16 protein-coding genes are annotated in these 21,581 nt (G+C 75.4%); 10 read left to right on the top strand and 6 right to left on the bottom strand.

Translation table 11 applies throughout. The features are described from left to right. Nucleotides 1–287 precede the first annotated feature (287 nt). Entirely contained in the window at nucleotides 288–1,874 is a 1,587-nt protein-coding gene (locus tag CNO22_RS27300) for a reprolysin-like metallopeptidase (protein WP_157936979.1), read from the top strand. Between the two features lie 68 nt (nucleotides 1,875–1,942). Further along, entirely contained in the window at nucleotides 1,943–4,474 is a 2,532-nt protein-coding gene (locus CNO22_RS16450; RefSeq protein WP_157936978.1) for a hypothetical protein, read from the top strand. A gap of 63 nt (nucleotides 4,475–4,537) precedes the next feature. Here the strand turns inward: CNO22_RS16450 and CNO22_RS16445 are convergent, their stop codons facing one another. Beyond that, the gene (locus CNO22_RS16445) at nucleotides 4,538–6,301 is read right to left on the bottom strand and encodes an acetyl/propionyl/methylcrotonyl-CoA carboxylase subunit alpha (protein ID WP_100500388.1); all 1,764 of its coding nucleotides are present in this window, start codon (nucleotides 6,299–6,301) and stop codon (nucleotides 4,538–4,540) included. A 254-nt stretch (nucleotides 6,302–6,555) separates the two neighbouring features. On the opposite strand from CNO22_RS16445, the gene CNO22_RS16440 reads away from it, so the two are divergent. Further along, nucleotides 6,556–7,788 carry a hypothetical protein gene (locus CNO22_RS16440; RefSeq protein WP_100500387.1) on the top strand — a complete coding sequence of 411 codons (1,233 nt, stop codon included), beginning with the start codon at nucleotides 6,556–6,558 and terminating at the stop codon, nucleotides 7,786–7,788. A 34-nt stretch (nucleotides 7,789–7,822) separates the two neighbouring features. On the opposite strand, the gene CNO22_RS16435 is transcribed toward CNO22_RS16440, so the two are convergent. From CNO22_RS16435 to CNO22_RS16425, 3 genes are all read right to left on the bottom strand, one after another. Next, on the bottom strand, nucleotides 7,823–8,431 hold the full coding sequence (locus tag CNO22_RS16435) for a Maf family protein (protein WP_100500386.1): 609 nt from the start codon (nucleotides 8,429–8,431) through the stop codon (nucleotides 7,823–7,825). 73 nt (nucleotides 8,432–8,504) lie between these two features. Then, nucleotides 8,505–8,813 carry an acyl-CoA carboxylase subunit epsilon gene (locus CNO22_RS16430; RefSeq protein WP_100500385.1) on the bottom strand — a complete coding sequence of 103 codons (309 nt, stop codon included), beginning with the start codon at nucleotides 8,811–8,813 and terminating at the stop codon, nucleotides 8,505–8,507. Next, a complete protein-coding gene (locus CNO22_RS16425; protein WP_100500384.1) occupies nucleotides 8,810–10,435 on the bottom strand; it encodes an acyl-CoA carboxylase subunit beta in 1,626 nt (541 codons plus the stop codon). The genes CNO22_RS16430 and CNO22_RS16425 overlap by 4 nt, the downstream gene beginning before the upstream one ends. Nucleotides 10,436–10,527: 92 nt before the next feature. Here CNO22_RS16425 and CNO22_RS16420 point away from each other — a divergent pair, with 92 nt between their 5' ends. The 4 genes from CNO22_RS16420 to CNO22_RS16405 all read left to right on the top strand — a co-directional run bounded on the left by CNO22_RS16420 (nucleotide 10,528) and on the right by CNO22_RS16405 (nucleotide 16,169). Further along, nucleotides 10,528–11,367 (top strand): biotin--[acetyl-CoA-carboxylase] ligase, encoded by an 840-nt coding sequence (locus CNO22_RS16420; RefSeq protein ID WP_100500383.1) that lies wholly within the window; start codon nucleotides 10,528–10,530, stop codon nucleotides 11,365–11,367. 31 nt (nucleotides 11,368–11,398) lie between these two features. Beyond that, nucleotides 11,399–11,989: a PH domain-containing protein gene (locus CNO22_RS16415; protein WP_100500382.1), complete on the top strand. Its 591-nt coding sequence runs from the start codon at nucleotides 11,399–11,401 to the stop codon at nucleotides 11,987–11,989. A gap of 71 nt (nucleotides 11,990–12,060) precedes the next feature. Beyond that, complete coding sequence (locus CNO22_RS16410; protein WP_100500381.1) at nucleotides 12,061–13,212, top strand: exonuclease SbcCD subunit D; 1,152 nt, start codon at nucleotides 12,061–12,063, stop codon at nucleotides 13,210–13,212. Next, nucleotides 13,209–16,169, top strand: a complete 2,961-nt coding sequence (locus CNO22_RS16405) for an AAA family ATPase (protein ID WP_100500380.1) — start codon at nucleotides 13,209–13,211, stop codon at nucleotides 16,167–16,169. The genes CNO22_RS16410 and CNO22_RS16405 overlap by 4 nt, the downstream gene beginning before the upstream one ends. A 438-nt stretch (nucleotides 16,170–16,607) precedes the next feature. Here the strand turns inward: CNO22_RS16405 and CNO22_RS16400 are convergent, their stop codons facing one another. Beyond that, nucleotides 16,608–17,063: a GtrA family protein gene (locus CNO22_RS16400; protein WP_100500379.1), complete on the bottom strand. Its 456-nt coding sequence runs from the start codon at nucleotides 17,061–17,063 to the stop codon at nucleotides 16,608–16,610. 244 nt (nucleotides 17,064–17,307) lie between these two features. Here CNO22_RS16400 and CNO22_RS16395 point away from each other — a divergent pair, with 244 nt between their 5' ends. The 3 genes from CNO22_RS16395 (at nucleotide 17,308) to CNO22_RS16385 (ending at nucleotide 20,658) form a co-directional block, all read left to right on the top strand. Further along, on the top strand, nucleotides 17,308–18,654 hold the full coding sequence (locus CNO22_RS16395; protein ID WP_157936977.1) for an acyltransferase family protein: 1,347 nt from the start codon (nucleotides 17,308–17,310) through the stop codon (nucleotides 18,652–18,654). Between the two features lie 98 nt (nucleotides 18,655–18,752). Then, on the top strand, nucleotides 18,753–19,430 hold the full coding sequence (locus CNO22_RS27780) for an SGNH/GDSL hydrolase family protein (protein ID WP_157936976.1): 678 nt from the start codon (nucleotides 18,753–18,755) through the stop codon (nucleotides 19,428–19,430). A gap of 22 nt (nucleotides 19,431–19,452) precedes the next feature. Then, nucleotides 19,453–20,658, top strand: a complete 1,206-nt coding sequence (locus CNO22_RS16385) for a 5-(carboxyamino)imidazole ribonucleotide synthase (RefSeq protein WP_100500377.1) — start codon at nucleotides 19,453–19,455, stop codon at nucleotides 20,656–20,658. Between the two features lie 19 nt (nucleotides 20,659–20,677). On the opposite strand, the gene CNO22_RS16380 is transcribed toward CNO22_RS16385, so the two are convergent. Further along, the gene (locus tag CNO22_RS16380; protein ID WP_100499712.1) at nucleotides 20,678–21,526 is read right to left on the bottom strand and encodes an IS5 family transposase; all 849 of its coding nucleotides are present in this window, start codon (nucleotides 21,524–21,526) and stop codon (nucleotides 20,678–20,680) included. Between the last annotated feature and the right edge of the window lie 55 nt (nucleotides 21,527–21,581).

Here is a 21,581-nt window from a genome sequence, read left to right as displayed (position 1 = left end):
TTTTGATAGGAAGGAGACAACGAGCACGGAGGACTACAGGTGAGAGATGCTCGGCAGAGACAGAGGTGTATACGAGACAGGCCCAGGACAGGGGGAATGCGCCCCCACCGGGACGAGCTCGGCCGCCCGGGCCGCCGTCGCCGGCAGGGTCAGGGAGAGGGCCAGCGCGGTCGCCGCACCGGCCAGCGCCCGGAGCGGCGACCGCGCTGGCCCTCTCCCTGACCCTGCCGGCGACGGCGGCCCGGGCGGAGGAGACCGCGGCGCCGGACACCGTCGTCGGCGAGATCGTGCAGGCCTGGCCGGAGGCGGGGCTGGCCGGCTCCGCCGCGGAGGCCGAGCACGCCGAGGCCCCGCTGACCTGGGTCGAGAGCGCCACGGGCGAGGCGGTCCGCGTGCCGACCGGGGCGGTGGCCGGCCTGGAGGTCGGCTCCACCGTCGAGGTGACGGTGGGCGCGAACGTGTTCGACGCGGCCGGCCGGGAGGGCTTCGAGCCCGCCCGGGACGTGCTCGCCGCCCAGCTGCTGCAGGAGGCGCCGGAGGCGCGCGCCGCGCGGGTGGCCGGGCTGACCAACCAGGTCACCGTGGCCATGGTGGTCCCGGCCGGCGGGCAGCGGGACGGCGCGACGCTGGGCGAGCTGGTGGCCGCCGTCGACGGGCCGGTCGCGGAGTTCTGGGCGGGGGAGACCGACGGCGCCGTCCGGCTCGGCGTGACGGACGCCCACGACTGGCTGCAGACCACCGCCGGGTGCGCCGACCCGACCGCGATGTGGAACGAGGTCGTCGACCGCACCGGCTTCGTGCCCGGCCCCGGTCGGCACCTGGTCGTCCACGTCAGCAGCGAGCCGCGGGACCTGCCCGGCTGCTCCTACGCGCTCGGCCAGGTCGGTGCGGGCGTCGGCGCGGGCGGGCGGGTCTACGTCCGGGACGTGCTGCCCTCGATCATCGCCCACGAGCTGGGCCACAACTTCGGCCTCGGCCACTCCTCGGGGCACCAGTGCGACGGCGCGGTCGAGACCGGCACCTGCCGCACCGCCCCCTACCGCGACTACTACGACGTCATGGGCGCCTCGTGGAGCGCGATGGGGTCGCTCAACGCCCCGCAGGCCGCGCAGCTGGGCCTGCTGCCCGCCTCGGCACAGCTGCCGGTGGAGGCGGCCGGGCCGGCCACGACTCTCACCCTCGCCCCGCTGGGCGCGCGGGCCGGCACCCGGGCGGTGCGGCTGACCGACGCCGCGGGCGGCACCTACTGGCTGGAGCTGCGCGCCGCGGTCGGCCGCGACGCCTGGCTCGGCGCCGACGGCAACCGCTTCGGCCTCGACTCCGGCGTCCTGCTGCACCGCACCGGCCGGATGCCCGACACCTCGCTGCTGCTCGACGGCACCCCGTCGCCGGCCGCCGGGTGGGACGACGACCTGCGGGCCGCGCTGCCCGTCGGCGTGCCGGTGCCGGTCGCCGGCGGCGCCTTCACCGTCACCGTGGACGCCGTCACCGCGACCGGGGCGACGCTGACCGTCGTCCCCGCCGCTGCGGCCGCCGTCCCGGTGACCCCGCTGCCCGAGGGCGACGCCGCGCCGGAGGTGCTGGCCGCCGAGCCCGCGGCCGCCCCTGTCGCCGGCCCGGCGCCCGCCGCCGCTGCCGTCGCGACCGCCCCCCTCCCGGCCGCGGTCGCCCTGTCCGCGCCCGTCGCCGCGGCGGAGACCGCTGCCGCTCCGGTGACCGCCGGCCTGGTGCTGACCGAGCCGGTGCCGGCCGCCGTCCGGACCGCCCCGCGCGCGGACTGGGCGCCGCCGGCCGCGGCGGCCGCGGGCCTGGGGGTCGTGGTGCTCGCCGGCTGGACGTTCACCCGGAAGCGGGGCGTGCGCGCCCGGGACTGAGCGTCGGCCTCCACTTCCGGGTCCGACCTGCCGATGGGAAGGCGCCCCCTCTCGCTTGGAGACCGTTCATGCCCCCTGTGCGTCCCCCTCGGCTGCTCGTCCTCGCCGCCACAGCCGCCGCCGTCCTGCCGGTGTTCGTGGCACCGCCGGCCGCCGCGGAACAGGTACCGGCCGCCGGCGACACGGTCGTCGGTGAGCTCGTCCAGGGCTACGCCGACCCCTTTCCGTCCGACGTCGGCGAACCGGCCGACATCGGCGAACCGGCCGACATCGGGGAACCGGCCGACGTCCACGGGGACGATCACGCCGACGGCCTGATCAGCTGGGTGCGCACCGAGTCCGGTGACACGGTGCGGGTGCCCAGCGAGGACGTCGAGGACATCGCGACCGGGTCGACCGTCGAGGTGACGCTGGGGCAGAGCGTCGAGGCCGAGGTGGCCGCCGCCGACCTGGCGCCCGCCCAGGACGTGCTGACGGCGGAGGTGCTCGCCGCCCCGGCCGAGGCGACCGCGCCGGCGGTGGGCGCGGTGAACCACGAGGTGACCGTCGTCATGCTGCACCCGGACGGAGCGGTGCGTGACGCCACCTCGCTGAGTCAGGTGGTGGACGCGGTCAACGGGCCGGTGGCGGACTTCTGGCGAGCACAGACCGACGGGGCCGTCGGATTGGGCGTGGTGGCCGGCCACGACTGGACCGCCGAGTCGACGGTGGGCTGCGACGACCCCTTCGCCCTCTGGTCGGAGGCCGCCACCCGCGCCCAGTGGAGCGAGGCGCCGGGCCGTCACCTCTTCGTGTACGTGCCGGCCGACTCGCCCGGCTGCTCCTACGGGCTCGGCACGATCGGCACCGGCATCGGCTCGGGGGGCATGTCCTACGTGCAGGCGGTCGAGCTGTCGGTCATGGCCCACGAGCTCGGCCACAACCTCGGGCTGGGCCACGCGTCCGAGCTGCTGTGCGACCGCACCCCGGACAGCGGCCTCTGTGCAGTGAGGGAGTACTACGACCTCTACGACGTCATGGGGGTCTCCTGGGGCCCGGTCGGCTCGCTCAACGCGCCGCACGCCGCGCGCCTGGGGGTGCTGCCCGGCGACTCGGCGTCCACCATGGCCGCCGGTGCCTCGCCCGCGCAGTTCACGCTGTCCCCCGTGGGGGCCCGCACCGGGACCCGGGCGGTGCAGCTGGTCGACGCGGACGGGGACTCCTACTGGCTGGAATACCGGGCGCCCACCGGCCAGGACAGCTGGCTCGGGACGTCGGAGAACTGGATCGGCCTGCAGAGCGGTGTCCAGGTGCGTCTGACGGTGGACGGCAACGACACCTCCCTGCTGCTCGACGGGACCCCCTCCTCGGCGGCCGACTGGGACCGGGACCTGTACGTCGCCCTGCCGGGGTCGGTTCCCGTGGTCGTCGGCGACGAGCAGTTCGCCGTGTCCGTCCTCGCGGTCGGGCCGAGCTCTGCCCGTGTCCAGGTCGTGTCCTCACGGACCGGACACCCGGTCGACGCGGCCTACCAGCAGCTGGGGGGTGCCACCGTGCTGGGCAGCCCGACGTCGGCCCACGTCTGTGGGCTGCGTGACGGTGGCTGCCGCCGCGACTACGCCGGCGGGTCGATCTACTGGTCCCACCTGACGGGCGCGCACGTGGTGCGGGGGGCGATCCTGGAGCGCTGGCGGTCGCTGGGCGCGGAGAACGGGCCGCTGGGCTACCCGATCGGGGACGACGTGGCGGTGCCCGGCGGGTGGAAGACGGACTTCGCCGGCGGGTCGATCTACTGGTCGTCGGCCACGGGTGCGCGGATGGTGCGCGGGGCGATCCTGCAGCGTTACGTGGCGCACGGTGGTCCGGGGGTGCTCGGCTTCCCGATCGCCGACGACGGCGGGACCGCCGACGGCACCGGGGCGCTGGTGCGGCTGCAGGGTGGGGTCGTCTACTGGTCGGCGAGGACCGGTGCGCACGTGGTGCGCGGGCAGATCCTCGAGCGCTGGCGGTCGCTGGGCGCGCAGACCGGTGTCCTCGGCTATCCGACCGGGGACGACGTGGCGGTGCCCGGCGGGTACAAGACCGACTTCGCCGGCGGCTCGATCTACTGGTCGCCGTCGACCGGGCCGCGGATGGTGCGTGGCGCGATCCTGCAGCGCTACGTGGCGCACGGTGGTCCGGGGGTGCTCGGGTTCCCGATCGCCGACGACGGCGGGACCGCCGACGGCACCGGGGCGCTGGTGCGGCTGCAGGGTGGGGTCGTCTACTGGTCGGCGAGGACCGGTGCGCACGTGGTGCGCGGGCAGATCCTCGAGCGCTGGCGGTCGCTGGGCGCGCAGACCGGTGTCCTCGGCTATCCGACCGGGGACGACGTGGCGGTGCCCGGCGGGTACAAGACCGACTTCGCCGGCGGGGCGGTCTACTGGTCGTCGGCCACCGGGGCGCACGCCGTCCGGGGTGGGATCCTCACGCACTGGCTGGCGGACGGGGGCCCGACCGGGCCGCTCGGCTTCCCGGTCACCGACCACGCCGCGCTGCCCGGCGGCGGCTGGCAGGTCCGGTTCCAGAACGGCACGCTCACCGAGCGGCCCGACGGCGAGATCGTGACGACCACGCCCTGACGCGCACACGACGAGGGCCCGCCACCGGGGAACCGGTGGCGGGCCCTCGTCGTGTCCGGGGGATTAGCCGGCGTCGGAGATGGTGCAGATGACCGCGCCGCTGGTCACCGTGGCGCCCACCTCGGCGGACAGGCTGCTAACCGTGCCCGCCTTGTGGGCGGTGATGGGCTGCTCCATCTTCATCGCCTCGAGGACGACGACCAGGTCGCCCTCGGCCACGGTGTCGCCGTCGGAGACGCCGACCTTGACGATGGTGCCCTGCATCGGGCTGGTCAGGGAGTCGCCGGACGCCGCCGCCCCGCCGTGGCCGCCGCCGCGCTTGCGTGGCTTGGCCCCGCCGGAGGCGGCCGGAGCGCCCCCGCCGCCGGCGGTGAGACCCGCGGGCAGCGACACCTCGAGCCGGCGCCCACCGACCTCGACGACGACGGTCTGCCGCGGCTCGTCCTCGTCGCGCTCGGCGGGGGTGGCCGAGTACGGCGGGACCTGGTTGTCCCACTCGGTCTCGATCCAGCGGGTGTGCACGGTGAACGGCTCGCTGGTGAACGCCTCGTCGCGCACGACCGCGCGGTGGAAGGGGACGACGGTCGGCATGCCCTCGACGACCAGTTCGTCGAGCGCGCGGCGGGCCCGCTGCAGGGCCTCCTCGCGGGTGGCGCCGGTGACGATGAGCTTGGCCAGCATCGAGTCGAACGCGCCGGCCACCTCGCCGCCGGTCTCGACGCCGGAGTCCCACCGCACGCCCGGGCCCTGCGGGATCTCCAGCCGGGTGACCGGGCCGGGGGCGGGCATGAAGTTGCGCCCGGCGTCCTCGGCGTTGATCCGGAACTCGATGCTGTGCCCGCGGGGCGTCGGGTCCTCGGTGACCTCCAGCGGCAGACCGTCGGCGATGCGGAACTGCTGGCGAACCAGATCGATGCCGCTGGTCTCCTCCGAGACCGGGTGCTCGACCTGCAGCCGGGTGTTGACCTCGAGGAAGGAGACCGAGCCGTCGATGCCGACGAGGTACTCCACGGTGCCGGCGCCGTGGTAGCCGGCCTCGCGGCAGATCGCCTTGGCCGACTCGTGGATGCGCGCCCGCTGCTCGTCGGTGAGGAACGGCGCGGGGGCCTCCTCGACGAGCTTCTGGTTGCGCCGCTGCAGCGAGCAGTCGCGGGTGCCGACGACCACCACGTTGCCGTGGGTGTCGGCCAGCACCTGGGCCTCGACGTGCCGGGGCTTGTCGAGGAAGCGCTCGACGAAGCACTCGCCTCGGCCGAAGGCCGACACGGCCTCCCGGACGGCAGAGTCGAACAGCTCGGGGATCTCCTCCGTGGTGCGGGCCACCTTCAGCCCGCGCCCGCCGCCGCCGAACGCCGCCTTGATCGCGACCGGCAATCCGTGCTCCTCGGCGAAGGCCACGACCTCGTCGGCGCCGCCGACCGGGTCCTTGGTGCCCGGGACCAGCGGCGCGCCGGCCTTCATGGCGATGTGCCGGGCCTGCACCTTGTCACCGAGGGCGATGATCGCCTCGGGGGAGGGGCCGATCCAGGTCAGCCCGGCGTCGATCACCGCCTGCGCGAAGTCGGCGTTCTCGGAGAGGAAGCCGTAGCCGGGGTGGATGGCGTCCGCGCCCGACTGCTTGGCGGCGTCCAGGATCTTGTCGATCACCAGGTAGGAGTCGCCGGGCGTCATCCCCCCGAGGGCGAAGGCCTCGTCGGCCGTGCGCACGTGCAGCGCGTCACGGTCGGGCTCGGCGTAGACGGCCACGCTGGCCAACCCCGCGTCCTTGCACGCGCGGGCCACGCGCACCGCGATCTCGCCGCGGTTGGCGATCAGGACCTTCTGCACCGGCGCTCTCCCTCAGGAAACGGACGATCTGTCGGACTGTAGCCAGCCGCCGGGCCCGGGACCGCAGCAGGGCGGGCCCCGGAGCGTGCCCGGAGCCGGGACGGGTGCTGCTCCTGTGACGGGACGGGACCCGAGAGGCGCGTGGCTCACGGGAGCGGCCGGCGTCCCTCCCTCTCGTCTACCGTCAGCTGGCGAACCGCTGCGGAACGTAACCGGTGCCGTGCTGTCGGGCCGGAGAACGAGGGACAACCACCATGCTCGTCCACCTGCACATCGGCACGCCCAAGTCGGGCACCACCTACCTCCAGGGCCTGATGGACCGGAACCGGGAGCGCCTGGCCGCCGACGGGGTCCTCTGGTACGGCGACACCTGGAATGACCAGGTGTTCGCCGTCCGGGACGTCCTGGAGATCGACCCGCACGACGAGCCCGCATCGGAGGTGGTCGGTGCCTGGTCGCGCTTCGTCGAGCAGGTGCACGCCTGGTCCGGCGAGTCGGTGGTGTTGTCGATGGAGTGGATGGTGCACGCCACCCCCGAGCAGGTCCGCGCCGTCGTGGATTCCCTGGCCCCGCACCGCGTCCGCGTCGTCGTCACCGCCCGAGACATCGCCCGGACCGTGCCCGCGCAGTGGCAGGAGCAGGTACAGAACTGGGCCACCTGGACCTGGGAGGAGTACGTCGCCGCGGTGACCTCGCCCGACCCCCGCTCGACCGGTCCGGGCCGGCAACTGTTCGACCAGTACGACCTGACGTCGATCCTGCCCAACTGGCTGGCCGTCCTCCCCGTCGAAGACGTCACGGTGGTCACCGTGCCCGGTTCCGGTGCGCCGGCCGACCTCCTGTGGCAGCGCTTCGCGCAGGCCATCGGGGTCGACCCCGGTCCCTACGACACCGACGTCCCGGTCAGCAACGGCTCGCTGGGCGCCGCGTCCGCGGAGCTCATGCGCCGGGTGAACGTGGCGAGCCGCGAGGCCGGGGTGACCTGGCAGGACGGCGACCCGATCCTGAAGTGGGCGCTGGCCAAGGGCGTGTTGAGCTACCGGGCCGGCCAGGAGCCGAAGCTGCGCCTGCCGGCCGAGCACCACGACTGGGCCGTGGCCGAGGCCGAGCGTCTCGTCGACGGCGTCCAGCAGCTCGGCGTGCCCGTGATCGGGGACGTCGACGAGCTGCGCGTCACCGGCTCCGGCCGTGCGGGGACCGGCGAGGTCTCCGCCGAGCAGATCGTCGAGGCGGCCGTGCAGGGGCTGGCCGGGCTGGCCCGGCACATCGCGGACCGCAACGCGGCCGAGCGCCGGGCAGCCGAGCTCCGGCGTCAGGAGGAGGCGGCCCGGCTGGCCGCCGAGGCCGCGGAGCAGGAGCGCCGCGCGCGCCGCCGTCCGACGGTGGCCAACGGCGTCCGCGTCACCCGGGCGGTGGCCCGCCGGGCGCGGGTCACCGCCGGTCAGGCCCGCCGGGTGACCCGCGCCCGGCTCGCCGCCGACCGCTGACCAGCTGGGCCAGGGGCGCCCGGGCGCCCCTGGCTCAGCGGCGCCAGAGGTCGGTGAGGGTCAGCCCGCGCTTGGCGAGCTGGGTGCGCAGGGTGGCCAGCGACAGGCCGATGACCGCTGCCGGGTCGCCGTCCACCCGCCGGACGAACGGCGCGCCCAGGCCGTCGAGGGTGAAGGCGCCGGCCACGGCCAGTGGCTCACCGGTGGCGAGGTAGGCCTCGATCTCCTGCGGTGTGGGGCTGGCGAAGTACACGAGCGTGGAGACGACGGCGACGTCCCGGCTGACCACCTGGCCGCCCTGGACGTCGAAGAGCGCCTGGCCGGTGTGCAGCACGCCGCTCTTCCCGCTCATCCGCTGCCAGCGGTCGCGGGCCTCGTGCGCGTCGGCGGGCTTGCCCATCGCCTGTCCGCGGAACTCCAGCAGCGAGTCGGCGCCCACGACGAGGGCATCGGTCTCCTGCTCGGCGACGGCCTTGGCCTTGGCAGCGGCCAGCAGGGCGACCTGCTCGCCGACCCGCGCGGCCTGCACCGACGACTCGTCGACCTGGCTCACGACGACCTCGGGCGTCAGCCCGGCCTGGCGCATCAGGGCCAGCCGGGCGGGGGACGCCGAGGCCAGCACCAGCCTGCGGTCCACGCTCATGCTCCCTCCTCCCTGGCGCTCGTGGTCAGCACCCGCAGCTCTGCCGTCCTGTCGCACGAACCCGCACGCTCGCTCATGCGAACCGCCCGGACGCGCGCCAGCCACCGGGGCCGGGGCGCAGCGGCTGCCGGTGCGAGTTCCCGAACGACGCCCAGGTCCCGACCGGGGTCGGCCGGCGGCGGGTGCGCCGCTGTGACAGGGCGGCGACGACGACGGTGAGGGCGGCGAGCTCCTCGGCCGAGGGCTCGCCCCTGACGACCCGCAGCAGGGGTCGGTCCGAGGAGTGGGGGCCGGAGGCCCCCGCGACGAGGGCCGGGGTGGGCTCCGCGGAGGCCGGGGACGGCACCTGGCCGCGGTGCCGTCCGGAGGACGGCGATGTCATAGCGGGATGTTCCCGTGCTTCTTCGGGGGCAGGGTCTGGCGCTTGTTGGCCAGCAGGCGCAGCCCCTTGGTGACCTCGATGCGGGTCTCCGACGGCCGGATCACCTGGTCGACGTACCCACGGTCGGCCGCGATGTACGGCGAGAGCAGCGCGTCCTCGTACTCGGTGATGAGCTCAGCGCGGCGCGCGTCGGTGTCCTCGGCGTCGGCCAGCTCCCGCCGGTAGAGGATGTTGACCGCGCCCTGCGCGCCCATGACGGCGATCTGCGAGGTCGGCCAGGCGAGGTTGAGGTCGGCGCCGAGGTGCTTGGAGCCCATGACGTCGTAGGCGCCGCCGTAGGCCTTGCGGGTGATCACGGTGATCTTCGGGACGGTCGCCTCGGCGTAGGCGTAGATCAGCTTGGCGCCGCGGCGGATGATCCCCTCCCACTCCTGGGAGGTGCCGGGCAGGAACCCGGGGACGTCGACGAAGGTCAGCACCGGGATGTTGAACGCGTCGCAGGTGCGCACGAACCGCGCCGCCTTCTCGCTGGCGTCGATGTCGAGCGTGCCGGCGAACTGGGTGGGCTGGTTGGCCACGACGCCGACCGGCCGCCCCTCGACCCGGCCGAAGCCGACGACGATGTTCGGCGCGAACAGCGGCTGGACCTCGAGGAACTCGCCGTCGTCGAGCACGTGCTCGATGACGGTGTGCATGTCGTAGGGGGTGTTGGCCGAGTCCGGGACGAAGGTGTCGAGCTCGCGGTCGGAGTCGGTGACGCCGTCGTGCGTGGTGTCGGCCGGGGCGACCTCGAGGGCCGGCAGCGGGTCGAGGTTGTTGCTCGGCAGGTAGGACAGCAACGCCTTGACGTAGTCGAGGGCGTCGGCCTCGTCCTCGGCCAGGTAGTGCGCGACGCCGGACTTGGTGTTGTGCGTGCGCGCGCCGCCGAGCTCCTCGAGGGTGACGTCCTCGCCGGTCACGGTCTTCACGACGTCGGGCCCGGTGATGAACATCTGGCTGGTCTGGTCGACCATCACGATGAAGTCGGTGAGCGCGGGGGAGTAGACGTGCCCGCCGGCCGCGGCGCCCATCACCAGGGAGATCTGCGGGATGACGCCGGAGGCGTGCACGTTGCGCCGGAAGATCTCGCCGTAGAGGCCGAGGGAGACCACCCCCTCCTGGATGCGCGCCCCGCCCCCCTCGTTGATGCCGATGACCGGGCAGCCGTTGCGCATGGCCAGGTCGAGGACCTTGACGATCTTCTCGCCGTAGACCTCGCCGAGGCTGCCGCCGAAGACGGTGACGTCCTGGGAGAAGACGCAGACCGGGCGGCCGTCGACGGTGCCGTAGCCGGTGACGACGCCGTCCCCGAAGGGCCGCTTGGACTCCATGCCGAAGTTGGTGGAGCGGTGGCGGGCGAACTCGTCGAGCTCGGTGAACGAGCCCGGGTCGAGCAGCGCCTCGATGCGCTCGCGGGCGGTCATCTTCCCCGCGGCGTGCTGCTTCTCCACGGCCCGCGCGGAGCCCGCGTGGGTGGCCTCCTGCACGCGGCGGTCGAAGTCCGCCAGCTTCCCGGCGGTCGTGTGGATGTCGACGTCGTCGGGGACGGAGTCCCCGGCGCTCTCCAGTTCAGCCGCGCTCACGCATCTCTCCTCGCTGACGCTCGTCGGCCGCGCCGCGCGCTGCCGTGCCCGGGCGTGAGCTACCTCGCTCACGGGTTCCGTAGCGTAGAAGAGTGCCCGAGCGCCCGCCGTCCGCCTCCTCCGACCCCTCCCGCGCCCCGCTCGACGGCCCGGGGCTGGCGGCCGCACTGACCTCCGACAGCGCGCTGTGGCGGTCGTTGGAGGTGGCCGACGAGATCGGCTCGACCAACGCCGCACTCCTCGCCGCCGCGGAGGACGGCGCCCCCGAGGGGACGGTCCTCGCGGCCGAGCACCAGGTGACCGGCCGGGGGCGGCTCGACCGGGCCTGGACCTCCCCGCCCGGCGCCGGCCTGACCGTCTCGTTCCTGCTGCGCCCCGACGTCCCGAGCGCGCGCCGCGCGTGGCTGCCGCTGCTCACCGGCGTCGCCCTGGCCGAGGCGGTGGGCGAGGTGCCGGGCGTGCCCGCCTCGCTGAAGTGGCCCAACGACCTGCTCGCCGCGGGCGGGGCGAAGCTGGCCGGCATCCTGGCCGAGGTCGGCAGCGGAGCGGTGGTCGTGGGCGTGGGCCTCAACGTCTCCACCCGCGCCGACGAACTGCCCGACACCGGCACCTCGCTGGCGCTGGTGGCCGGGCGGCCGGTCGACCGCGCCGCGGTGCTGCTGCAGTTCCTGCGCACCTTCGAACGCCGCTACCTGGCCTGGGCGCAGACCCTCGGCGACCCGGTCGCCAGCGGGCTGGCCCGCGACTACCTGGCGTGGTCCTCGACGGTCGGCGCCGACGTCGTCGTCACCCTCCCGGACGGCTCCACCCTCGAGGGGGTCGCCGAGTCGGTCGACTGGGACGGCCGGCTCGTCGTCCGGACGGCGGAGGGGGTCGTGCAGCTGGCCAGCGGCGATGTGCGACACGTGCGCGCATCGGCGCGGGAGCCGTGATCGGAGAGTCGCCCTCCGTCATCCTGTCCGAGTGCCCTACCCGGACAAGTTGCTCGCCGAGGACGAAGAGGTCGTCCGGCACCTGCACCCGCACTGGCTGACCCTCGCCCGGCCGGTCCTCGTCCTGCTGCTCGTCGTGGGCGGCACGTCCTTCGGTGCGGCGCTGGTGCCCGCCGGCCCGTCGCAGGGCACGGTGCGCGCGGTGCTCGCCGGTCTCGCGCTGCTCGTCCTCGTCGGCGCCGTCCTGCGGCCGGTGCTGCGCTGGCGCACCACGCACTACGTCGTCACCACCCACCGGGTGCTGCTGCGCGAGGGCGTCCTCGCCCGCCGGGGCCGTGACATCGCGCTGTCCCGGATCGCCGACGTCTCCTACCGGCAGACGCTGGGCCAGCGGCTGGTCAGCTCGGGGACGCTGACCATCGAGTCCCTCGGCGAGGGCGGCACCACCGTGCTCGAGCGGGTGCCCGACAGCGACGGTGTCCAGCAGCTGCTCGTCGCGCTGATCGAGGAGGACGCCGAGCGGCGGGGCGCCGCCGGTGTGCCGCTGCCCCGCGACGGATGGGACGACGACGGCTGGACCCCCGCCGGCTGGTCGACCGGGCACCGCACGACCCGCTTCTGAGGCGGGTGTGACCGGCCCGTCACGGCGTGGCTGGACGGTTCTGTCGGTACCCCGACCTACCTTCTGCGCCCATGCGGCTGCTGCACACCTCGGACTGGCACATCGGCCGCTCCTTGCACGGCGCCGACCTGCTGCGTGAGCAGGAGGAGGTGCTCTCCGGGCTGGCCGACGTCGTCGTCGCCGAGGCGGTCGACGTGGTGGTCGTCGCCGGTGACGTCTACGACCGCGCGGTGCCCTCGGCCGACGCGACCGGCGTGCTCGACCGGGTGGTCGGGCGGCTGCTGCGGGCCGGGGCGGCCGTCGTGCTGACGCCGGGCAACCACGACTCCGCGCGCCGCCTGGGCACTTTCTCCGGCCTGCTCTCGGCCGCCGGCCTGCACGTGCGCGCCACCACCGCCGGCCTCGACGAGCCGGTGCTGCTGCGCGACGAGCACGGCGAGGTGGCCGTCTACGGGCTGCCCTACCTGGAGCCGGAGATCGCCCGGCACGAGCTCGGCCTGCCGGGCGCCCGCTCGCACGAGGCGGTGCTCACCGAGGCGATGGAGCGGGTGCGCCGCGACCTGTTCCTGCGTCCGGGCGCCCGCGCGGTGGTGCTGGCGCACGCCTTCGTCGGCGGCGGGGTGCCCAGCGACAGCGAGCGCGACATCTGCGTCGGCGGCGTCGACCTGGTGCCCGCGCCGGTGTTCGACGGGGTCGACTACGTCGCGCTGGGGCACCTGCACCGGCCGCAGACGATCACCGAGCGGCTGCGCTACAGCGGCTCGCCGCTGGCCTACTCCTTCGGCGAGGCCGGGCAGGCCAAGCAGGTGTGGCTGGTCGACCTCGACGCGACCGGGCTGGCCGACGTCCGGGCGCTGGCGCTGCCCACCCCCCGCCCGCTGACCGTGCTCACCGGCACGCTCGACGAGCTGCTCGCCGACCCCGCCCACGCGGGCGTCGAGGAGCACTTCGTCTCCGCGCGGCTGACCGACGCCGTCCGCCCCCCGGACCCGATGCGGCAGCTGCAGACCCGCTTCCCGCACTGCGTGCACCTGGAGTGGACCGGCGGCGCCGGCGGGGGAGACGGGCGCAGCTACCAGGAGCGGCTGCGCGGCCGCAGCGACCTGGAGGTGGCCGGCGAGTTCGTCACCCACGTCCGCAACGGGGTGGGCATGAGCGACGCCGAGCGCGAGCTGCTGGTGCGGGCCCTCGGTGCGGCGGCCCGCGAGGAGCTCGCCCGGTGAGGCTGCACTCCCTGTCCATCACCGCGTTCGGGCCCTTCGCCGGCACCGAAACCGTCGACGTCGACGCCGTCGCCCGCGACGGGCTCTTCCTGCTGTGGGGCCCCACCGGCGCGGGCAAGACGACGCTGCTCGACGCCGTCGTCTACGCCCTCTACGGCACCGTCCCGGGTGCGCGCGGCGAGGAGAAGCGGCTGCGCAGCGACCACGCCGACGCCGCCACCCGCACCGAGGTCTCCTGCGAGCTGACCCTCGCCGGCGAGCGGCTGCTCGTCGTCCGCCGGCCCGAGCAGACCCGGCCGAAGAAGCGCGGCGCCGGCGAGACCACCGAGCAGGCCAGGCTGACCGTGCAGCGGTGGGACGGGGCGGCCTGGGAGCCGGTGAGCACCCGCATCGACGAGGGCTCCGAGTACCTGCGGGTGCGGCTGGGCCTGTCCGCCGAGCAGTTCTGCCAGGTGGTGCTGCTGCCGCAGGGCGACTTCGCCCGCTTCCTGCGCGCCGAGCCGGAGGACCGGGCCAAGCTGCTGCGCACCCTCTTCGACGTGGGGCGCTTCGCCCGCGCGGAGGACTGGCTGGCCGCCGAGCGCCGGGCCGCCGAGGAGACGCTGCGCACCGATCGGGAGCGGCTGGGACGGCTGCTCGACCGAGTCGCCCACGCCGCCGACGTCGCGGTGCCCGAGGAGCTGGCCCCCGAGCTGGTCGGCGCCCAGCCCGGCGCCTCGGTGAACGCCTGGGTCGCCGCCGTCCGCACCCGGGCCGCCGGCGACCTCACCGCCGCCACCGCGGCGGCCGAGGCGGCCGCCGCCGACAGCGCCCGCCTGGACGCCGAGCTGGCCGACGCCCGCGCCCTGGCCGATCGGCACGCCCGGCGCGACCGCGCCCGTGGGGAGCTGGCCCGGCTCACCGCCGAGGAGGAGCAGCTCGGCCCACTGCGCGTCCGGGCCGACGCCGGACGCCGGGCGGAGGCGCTGCGCGACGTGCTGGAGACCGCCGGCCGCACCGCGCTGGCCGCCGAGGCCGCGGCCGCCGGCCTGGAGGCGGCGCGCGCCGCCTGGGCCGGGGTGGCCGATGGCGGCGAGGCCGACACCCTGCGCGCCCGGGAGCTGCGCGACGAGGCCGCGGCGGCTCGCGCACTGGTGCCCGAGGCCGACCGGGCCACCGCCCTGGCCCGCGAGCTGACCCGGCTCGGCCGGGACGTCGAGGCGCTCGCCGCCCGCTGCGAGGAGGGCGCCCGCATCGCGGCGGGCTGGCCCGACCGCGTCGCGGAGGCGCAGCGCCGGCTCGACGCCGCCGCGGCCGCCGCGGCCCGGCTGCCGGGTCTCACCGCCGCTGCCGACGCCGCCCGCACGGCCCTGGACGCCGCCACCCGTGCGGATCGGGTCGCCGCCGACCTGGCCGCCGCGCGGGAGAGCGCGGAGGCCGCGCGCACCGCGTGGGTCGACGCCCGCGAGACCCTCGTCGAGGTGCGCACCGCACGCCTCGACGGCATGGCCGCCGAGCTCGCGGCGGGGCTGGCGGACGGCGCCGACTGCCCCGTGTGCGGGGCCACAGAGCACCCGCGGCCGGCCACGCACACCGGCCCGCGCGTCTCCGCCGACGACGAGGAGCGGGCCCGGGCGGTCGTCGACGCCGCCGAGGAACGCACCGCCACCGCCCGACGGGCCGTCGAGGAGCGGGAGCGCGAGCTCGCCGTCCTCCGCGAGCGGGCCGGGGAGCTGCCGGCGGCCGAGCTGGCCGCGCTCGCCGAGCAGGCCGGCGCCGAGCGCGACCGGGTCGCCGCGCTCGCCGAGGGGGTCGAGACCGCCCGCCGGGAGCTGGCCGCCCGGGAGGCCGGTCGGGACGCCGCGGCTGCGGCGCTGGCCGCCGACCGCGAGGAGCTGCAGCGGCGCACCGCCGAGCGGGAGGGCCGTGCCCAGGCGCTGACCGAGCTGACCGTCCGGCTCGACGCCGCCCGCGGGGAGGACGCCGACCTGCCGGCGCGGGTCCGGCGGCTGACCGCGGCTGCGGAGCGGTGCGAGGCGGTGCTGTCCGCCGAGGCCGAGGAGCTGCGCGCCCGCGCGGCCGCCGACACCGCGCGGGAGACCGCCGGGCAGCGGGCCGCGGCCGCGGGGTTCGCCGACCTGCTCGACGCCGCCGACGCCCTGCTCGACGCGGGGGAGTTGACCCGCCTCGAGCGGCGGCTGCGGGAGCACGACGAGGCCCGGTCGGTCGTCGCCGCCGCCCTCGCCGACCCCGAGCTCACCGACCTGCCCCCGCGGCCCGACGTCGCCGCGCTGCAGCAGCGCTGCGCGGAGCTGACCGCCCGCCGGGACGAGGCGGTCGCCGCGCTCGAGCAGGCCCGGCGGTGCGCGGGCGCGCTCGACACCCTGGCCGGGGAGGTCGTCTCCGCGGAGGTGGAGCTCGCCGAGCGCCGCGCCTGGGCCGGGCGGGTCGCCGGCCTGGCCGACCTGCTCAACGGCCGCGGCGCCAACACGCTGCGGATGCGGCTGCAGTCCTTCGTGCTCGCCGCCCGGCTGGAGCAGGTCGCCGAGGTCGCCAGCCGGCGGCTGCAGGAGATGTCCGGCGGCCGGTACACGTTCCTGCACAGCGACGCGCAGGCCCGGCACGGCGCCCGCGGCGGGCTGGGCCTGGACGTCTTCGACGAGTACACCGGCACCCGCCGGCCCACGAAGACCCTCTCCGGCGGCGAGAGCTTCATGGCGTCGCTGGCGCTGGCCCTCGGCCTCGCCGACGTCGTCACCGCCGAGGCCGGCGGCATCCAGATGGACACGCTCTTCGTCGACGAGGGGTTCGGCACGCTCGACGCGCTGGCCCTCGACGCCGTCATGAACGTGCTCGACGAGCTGCGCCGCGGCGGCCGGACGGTCGGCGTCATCAGCCACCTCGAGGAGCTGCGCACCCGCATCCCCACCCGGCTCGAGGTCGTCGCTGGCCGGCACGGGTCCCGCCTGGCCGGCTGACTCCCCGGATCGGTGACGCCGGCCGGGCCGGGGCCTGTGGGACGGCCGGGGGGCCGTGTGACGGGAGAGCCCGGCCCCTGGCAGGTCTCGCCCCAGCGGCTGCACCCTGCGGCGCTCGTCGAGTCGACGTGCGCATGGAGCAGCACCGGCGCCCAGGGAGTCCGACAGGAACGGGGGCACGCCCGCCGTGCCCGACGGTGCCGCCCTGCGGCCGGCGACCGCCGGCTCCGCTGCTGACGGCAGCTGCGCCGGCACGCCGCGCAGCGAGATCGTCAGCGCGACCGCGTCGCGGCTGGTCGACGGCGCACGGACCGGTGGTGGTGGCGCCCGTGCCGCTCCGGGGACCAGCTCAGCTCGGGCCGGGGGCCGCTCGCCATGGGCCCGGGGTGGCCGGGCGCACCGACGGCGCGGGCCGGGTGGTCCCGCCCGGGTGCCGGGTCAGGACGAGGGTTCCTGGGCGGGGAAGACCCACCGCCGGTACATCAGGTAGCGCACGACGGTGCCCACGGCGATGGAGACCAGGTTGGCGCCCTGCAGCGCCCACGCGCTGGTCAGGTCGAGGCCGTACCGGGCGAAGGCGACGATCCCCAGTCCGAGGAGCAGCGTGAGGCCGTTGATCGCCAGGAACATCGGGTACTCCCGCTTGAACCCGGTGCGGGCCCGGTGGGCGAAGGACCAGTGGCGGTGGCCGAAGAAGGCCACGGTCATCGCCACGACGGTCGCCACCGCCTTGGCGACGATCGCGCCACTGCCCAGGTGCCCGTAGAGCAGCTGGAAGAGCCCGACCTCGATCACGAAGCCGACCCCGCCGACGACGCCGAAGGCCCCGAGGTGGCGGACGACGGACCACAGGGAGCGGCTGCGGCGCTGCGCACCGGCGGAGACGGCAGTCACGAAAGGCCAGCGTACGCGCCGGTGCCGTTCCGCACCCGGCGACGCCGATCACGGGGTGCCGGCCGGAGTGCCGCTCCGGCCGGTGTCCAGCAGGCGCGCGGCGCGGGCGCGGGTTCGTCAGGTGTTGCCGTGCCGGACCGGCGACTCTGGTGCGTCGTCGACTCAAGACACCCGCGGCGCCGGGTTACGTTCTGTCACGAGGCGTGATCGCTTCGTTATCGACGGCTGGACAGAGGAGGACCGCGTGTCCACACGTGACCACGCGACCGGGACCGACGGCGCGCAGTCGGTCGGGTCGGGAGAGATCCGGTCCCTGACCGGGCTGCGGGCGGTCGCGGCGGTCTGGGTCGTCGTCTACCACTTCCACTTCACGCCCGGCCTCGGCTACGACGGTTACTGGGAGCCGCTGCGGCCGGTCCTCCGCGCCGGCGCCACCGGCGTGGACCTCTTCTTCGTCCTCAGCGGCTTCGTGATCACGCTGACCTACCTCGAGCGCGTCGGTCGCACGCCGTCGGTGCGCGAGGCGGGGGACTTCCTGTGGGCCCGGGTGTGCCGCATCTGGCCGGTGTACGCCCTGGTGACGGTCGCCTACGGCGGCTGGCTGCTGTTCAAGGCCACCCGGGTGACCGACGGGGTCGTGGCCTACCAGGTCCAGCAGCCGGTGCTCGACGTCTGGAACTTCCTGCTGCAGCTCACGATGGTCCAGCTGTGGGGGCACCCCGCCTCCGGCGGCGAGTCCTGGATGGGCTCGGCGTGGTCGATCAGCGCCGAGTGGCTGGCCTACGTCGCCTTCCCGCTGGTCGCGCTGCTGCTCTGGCGCGTCCGCAACGCGCCGCTGGCGCTGCTCGGCGCCACCGCCGTCCTGCTGATGGTGCCGCTGAGCTACACCACCTACGTCCACGGTGGGCCCGTCATCGCGTGGTCCTGGCTGCTGCGCATCGGCGCGGCGTTCCTGGCCGGCGCCCTGACCTGCCTGGTGGTCCGGCGGGTGCGCCGCACAGCGCGCGTGGAGCAGGCCGCCGCCACCTGGGCCCTGGCCAGCGTCGGCGCCATCGCTGTCGGCCTGTGGTGGGGCGACTGGCGGGGGATCGACAACGACCACTCCGCGTTCGGCGGCATCGTCGTCGTCTTCTTCCCGGTGCTCGTCGGCGCGCTCGCCCTCTCCCGCACCGGCCTGAGCGCCCTGCTGTCCCGGGACGCGGTGGTGCACGGCGGCCGCATCTCCTTCGGCCTGTATCTCGTGCACATCCCGGTGTTCGAGGTCTTCTGGACCCTCATCGAGTGGTGGCCCGAGATCGCCGTCGGCACCTCGCTGTGGGCCCTGCTGCTCGCTCCGGTGCTCCTCTCGACGTTGGTCCTCGCGCACCTCGCGTACCGGTTCGTCGAGGAGCCGGCCCGCAAGCGGCTGCGCCGTGTCGTCCCGACGCGCCGCCCGGCCGCGGCGCAGCCGGCGCAGACGCGGATCGCCGTCGTCCGGGCCGACCGGCCGCTGACCGCGGCCGCGGCAGCCCTGCTCGCCGCACGCAACGCCGACGTCCCGTCGGGGCAGTCGGTCGGCGCCGTGCCGGCGCAGCGGTCGCTCAGCGCCTGACGGCGCCGGCGAGCCGCCTGCCCGGACCTCCCAGCCTGGTGACCCAGACTCGTCCCGTGGTGTGGCCGTCCCCCCAACGGGCTCGAGTGCGGACGGCGGTGGCCGCCGTCCTGGTGGCCGTCGTCGCCGGCTGCGGGCCGGCGGTGGACGACGCGTCACCGGCCGCACCGACGTCCGCGGCGTCCAGCCGCCCGGCGCCCGCGACGACCGACCCAGCCACGCCGCGCACCTTCGTCGCGGTCGGCGACTCGATCACCGCGGGCGCCACCGACGTGTCGCAGTTGCTCGTCGGCGACCGGGTCCAGGGCGATGCGTCCTGGCTGCCGGCCGCCGAGCTGGAGAGCGGTCTCGACCTCGTGGCCGGCTGGGCGGTCCCCGGGGCCACCACCGCGGACATGCTGGCCGGCGTCGAGCCCACCGACTGGTCGGCCGACGTGCTCGTCGTGATGGCCGGCACGAACGACCTGGTCCGGGGCCTGTCGTGGCAGGAGTCGGCCGCCGACATCGAGGGCATCGTCGCGGCGGCCGGCGCGCCGACCGTCGTGGTCGTCGCCATCGCACCCAACGACCCGCACTCCGCCGCCCGCAACGGCTTCAACGCCGCGCTCGCGCACCTGGCCGGCCGGAACGGCTGGACCTACCTGGACCCCTGGGCCGAGGTCGACGCCGGCGGCGCCTTCGCCCCCGGGGCCTCGCCGGACGGCACGCACCCCACCGCAGCCGTGGCCGCCGACGCGGGCCGTCGCATCGGCCGCTCGCTCGCCGCGCTGGACTGAGCACGCCCTAGGCTGGGCACCCGTGGCCACCCCCGTCGACCCGCGCACCGGGCTGCCCGTCGTCGCCATGGTCGGCGGCGGCCAGCTGGCCCGGATGACCCACCAGGCCGCCATCGCGCTCGGCCAGTCGCTGCGGGTGCTCGCCACCGGGCCCGACGAGTCCGCCGCGCTGGTGGCCGCCGACGTCCGGCTCGGCGACCACCGCGACCTCGACGCGCTCCTCGCTGCCGCCGACGGCGCCACCGTGGTCACCTTCGACCACGAGCACGTGCCCACCGAACACCTGCGTGCCCTCGAGGCGGCCGGGCACCGGGTCGCACCCGGCCCCGACGCGCTGGTGCACGCCCAGGACAAGCTGGTCCTGCGCCGGGCGCTGGCCGCGGCGGGGGAGCCCCAGCCGGCCTGGGCCGAGGTCGCCTCCGTCGCGGAGGTCGCGGCCTTCGGCGAGCGGCACGGCTGGCCGGTGGTCGTCAAGACGCCGCGCGGCGGCTACGACGGGCGCGGGGTGTTCGTCGCCGACGGCCCGGACGACGTCGCCGAGCTCTTCGCCCGCTACGACGTCCTGCTGGCCGAGCAGCGGGTCCCGATGGTCAGAGAGCTCTCCGCGCTGGTCGCCCGCTCGCCCTTCGGCCAGGTCGCCGTCTGGCCCGTGGTGGAGACCGTGCAGCGCGACGGCATCAACACCGAGGTGCTGGCGCCGGCGCCCGGGCTGGACGAGGACACCGCGACCGCCGCCCAGGAGCTCGCGGTGCGGGTGGCCGACCGGGTCGGCGTCGTCGGGGTCATGGCCGTCGAGCTGTTCCAGACGGCGGACGGCGTCCTGGTCAACGAGCTGGCGATGCGGCCGCACAACTCCGGGCACTGGACCATCGAGGGCTCGCGGACCAGCCAGTTCGAGCAGCACCTGCGCGCCGTCCTCGACTACCCGCTGGGCGCCACGGCGATGGCCGCGCCCGTCGTGGTGATGGCCAACGTGCTCGGCGGGCGCGCCGCGGAGGAGGGCTGGTCCGGCCCCGGTCTCGACGAGCGGGTGCACCACCTCATGGCGCACTGGCCCGACGTGAAGCTGCACTGGTACGGCAAGGGCCAGCGCCGCGGTCGCAAGCTCGGCCACGTGACGGCGCTGGGCACCGACCTCGACGAGGTGCGCGCCCGGGCCACCGCGGCCGCCCGCTACCTGGCCGACGGCGAGGTCGACCCCGCGTTCGCCTTCGACACCGAGCACTGACAACGTGTCGAGAAAGGGTTCAGGAAGCTCGTGCTGGCTGCCAGGGACGGCGGCCGGGAGCCGGTGCGAGGCGGCGGGCCATCAGCCCGATCATGGCCCACTTGATCATCGCTTCGGAGTGGGCGGGCAGCCGTTCGTAGTCCCGGCTCATCCGGCGATGGCCGGTGATCCAGGCGTGCGTGCGCTCGACCACCCAGCGGCGCGGCAGCGGCACGAAGCCCTGCTGGCCGACCAGCTTGGCCACCACCTGCACCAGGATGCGCAGCGCCTTCGAGGCGAAGTCCTGGGTGCGGCGGCTGTAGGCGGCATCGGCCCAGACCAGCACCAGGGAGGGCATGGCCATCTTGGCCCGGTCCAGCACCCGGATGCCGCCGTCGCGGTCTTGCACGCTGGCCGCGGTCACCAGCACGACGATGAGCAGACCCAGGGTGTCGACCACCAGGTGCCGCTTGCGGCCGTTGACCTTCTTGCCGGCGTCGTAGCCACGGGAGCCTGTGCCGACCGTGGCGGCGCCGGGCACCGTCTGGGAGTCCACCGCACCGGCCGAGGCGGCTGGGTCACGCCCGGCGGCATCCCGGGCCGCGTCGCGCAGCGCGTCATGGATCCGGTCGGTGGTGCCGTCGGCGGCCCACCGCTGGAAGTAGTAGTAGACGGTCTCCCACGGCGGAAAGTCGTGCGGCAGCTGCCGCCAGGAACAGCCCGTCCGGTCCAGGTACAAGATCGCGTCGACGATCCGGCGGCGCGGATACTTCGCCGGTCGTCCGCCGCGAGTGCCGCGGCCACTGGTGCTGAGCACCGGCACCAGCGGCTCGATCAGCGCCCACTGCTCATCGGTCAGATCCGAGGGGTAGGCCGGGGAAGAGCCCATAGCCCACCCTGGCCCACAACCCCGAAGTTGTCAGCCCGCTTTCTCAACACGTTCT

It is taken from the genome of Geodermatophilus chilensis (assembly GCF_002802985.1).
Taxonomy (GTDB): domain Bacteria; phylum Actinomycetota; class Actinomycetes; order Mycobacteriales; family Geodermatophilaceae; genus Geodermatophilus; species Geodermatophilus chilensis.
This window is presented reverse-complemented; position numbering and strand designations above follow the sequence as displayed.

Bases quoted from the DNA above. Each gene is read 5' to 3' on its own strand.
- CNO22_RS16450 (WP_157936978.1), top strand. From the start codon at position 1,943: ATGCCCCCTGTGCGTCCCCCTCGGCTGCTCGTCCTCGCCGCCACAGCC.
- CNO22_RS16380 (WP_100499712.1), bottom strand. From the start codon at position 21,526: ATGGGCTCTTCCCCGGCCTACCCCTCGGATCTGACCGATGAGCAGTGG.
- CNO22_RS16410 (WP_100500381.1), top strand. From the start codon at position 12,061: ATGCGGCTGCTGCACACCTCGGACTGGCACATCGGCCGCTCCTTGCAC.
- CNO22_RS16440 (WP_100500387.1), top strand. From the start codon at position 6,556: ATGCTCGTCCACCTGCACATCGGCACGCCCAAGTCGGGCACCACCTAC.
- CNO22_RS16435 (WP_100500386.1), bottom strand. From the start codon at position 8,431: ATGAGCGTGGACCGCAGGCTGGTGCTGGCCTCGGCGTCCCCCGCCCGG.
- CNO22_RS16430 (WP_100500385.1), bottom strand. From the start codon at position 8,813: ATGACATCGCCGTCCTCCGGACGGCACCGCGGCCAGGTGCCGTCCCCG.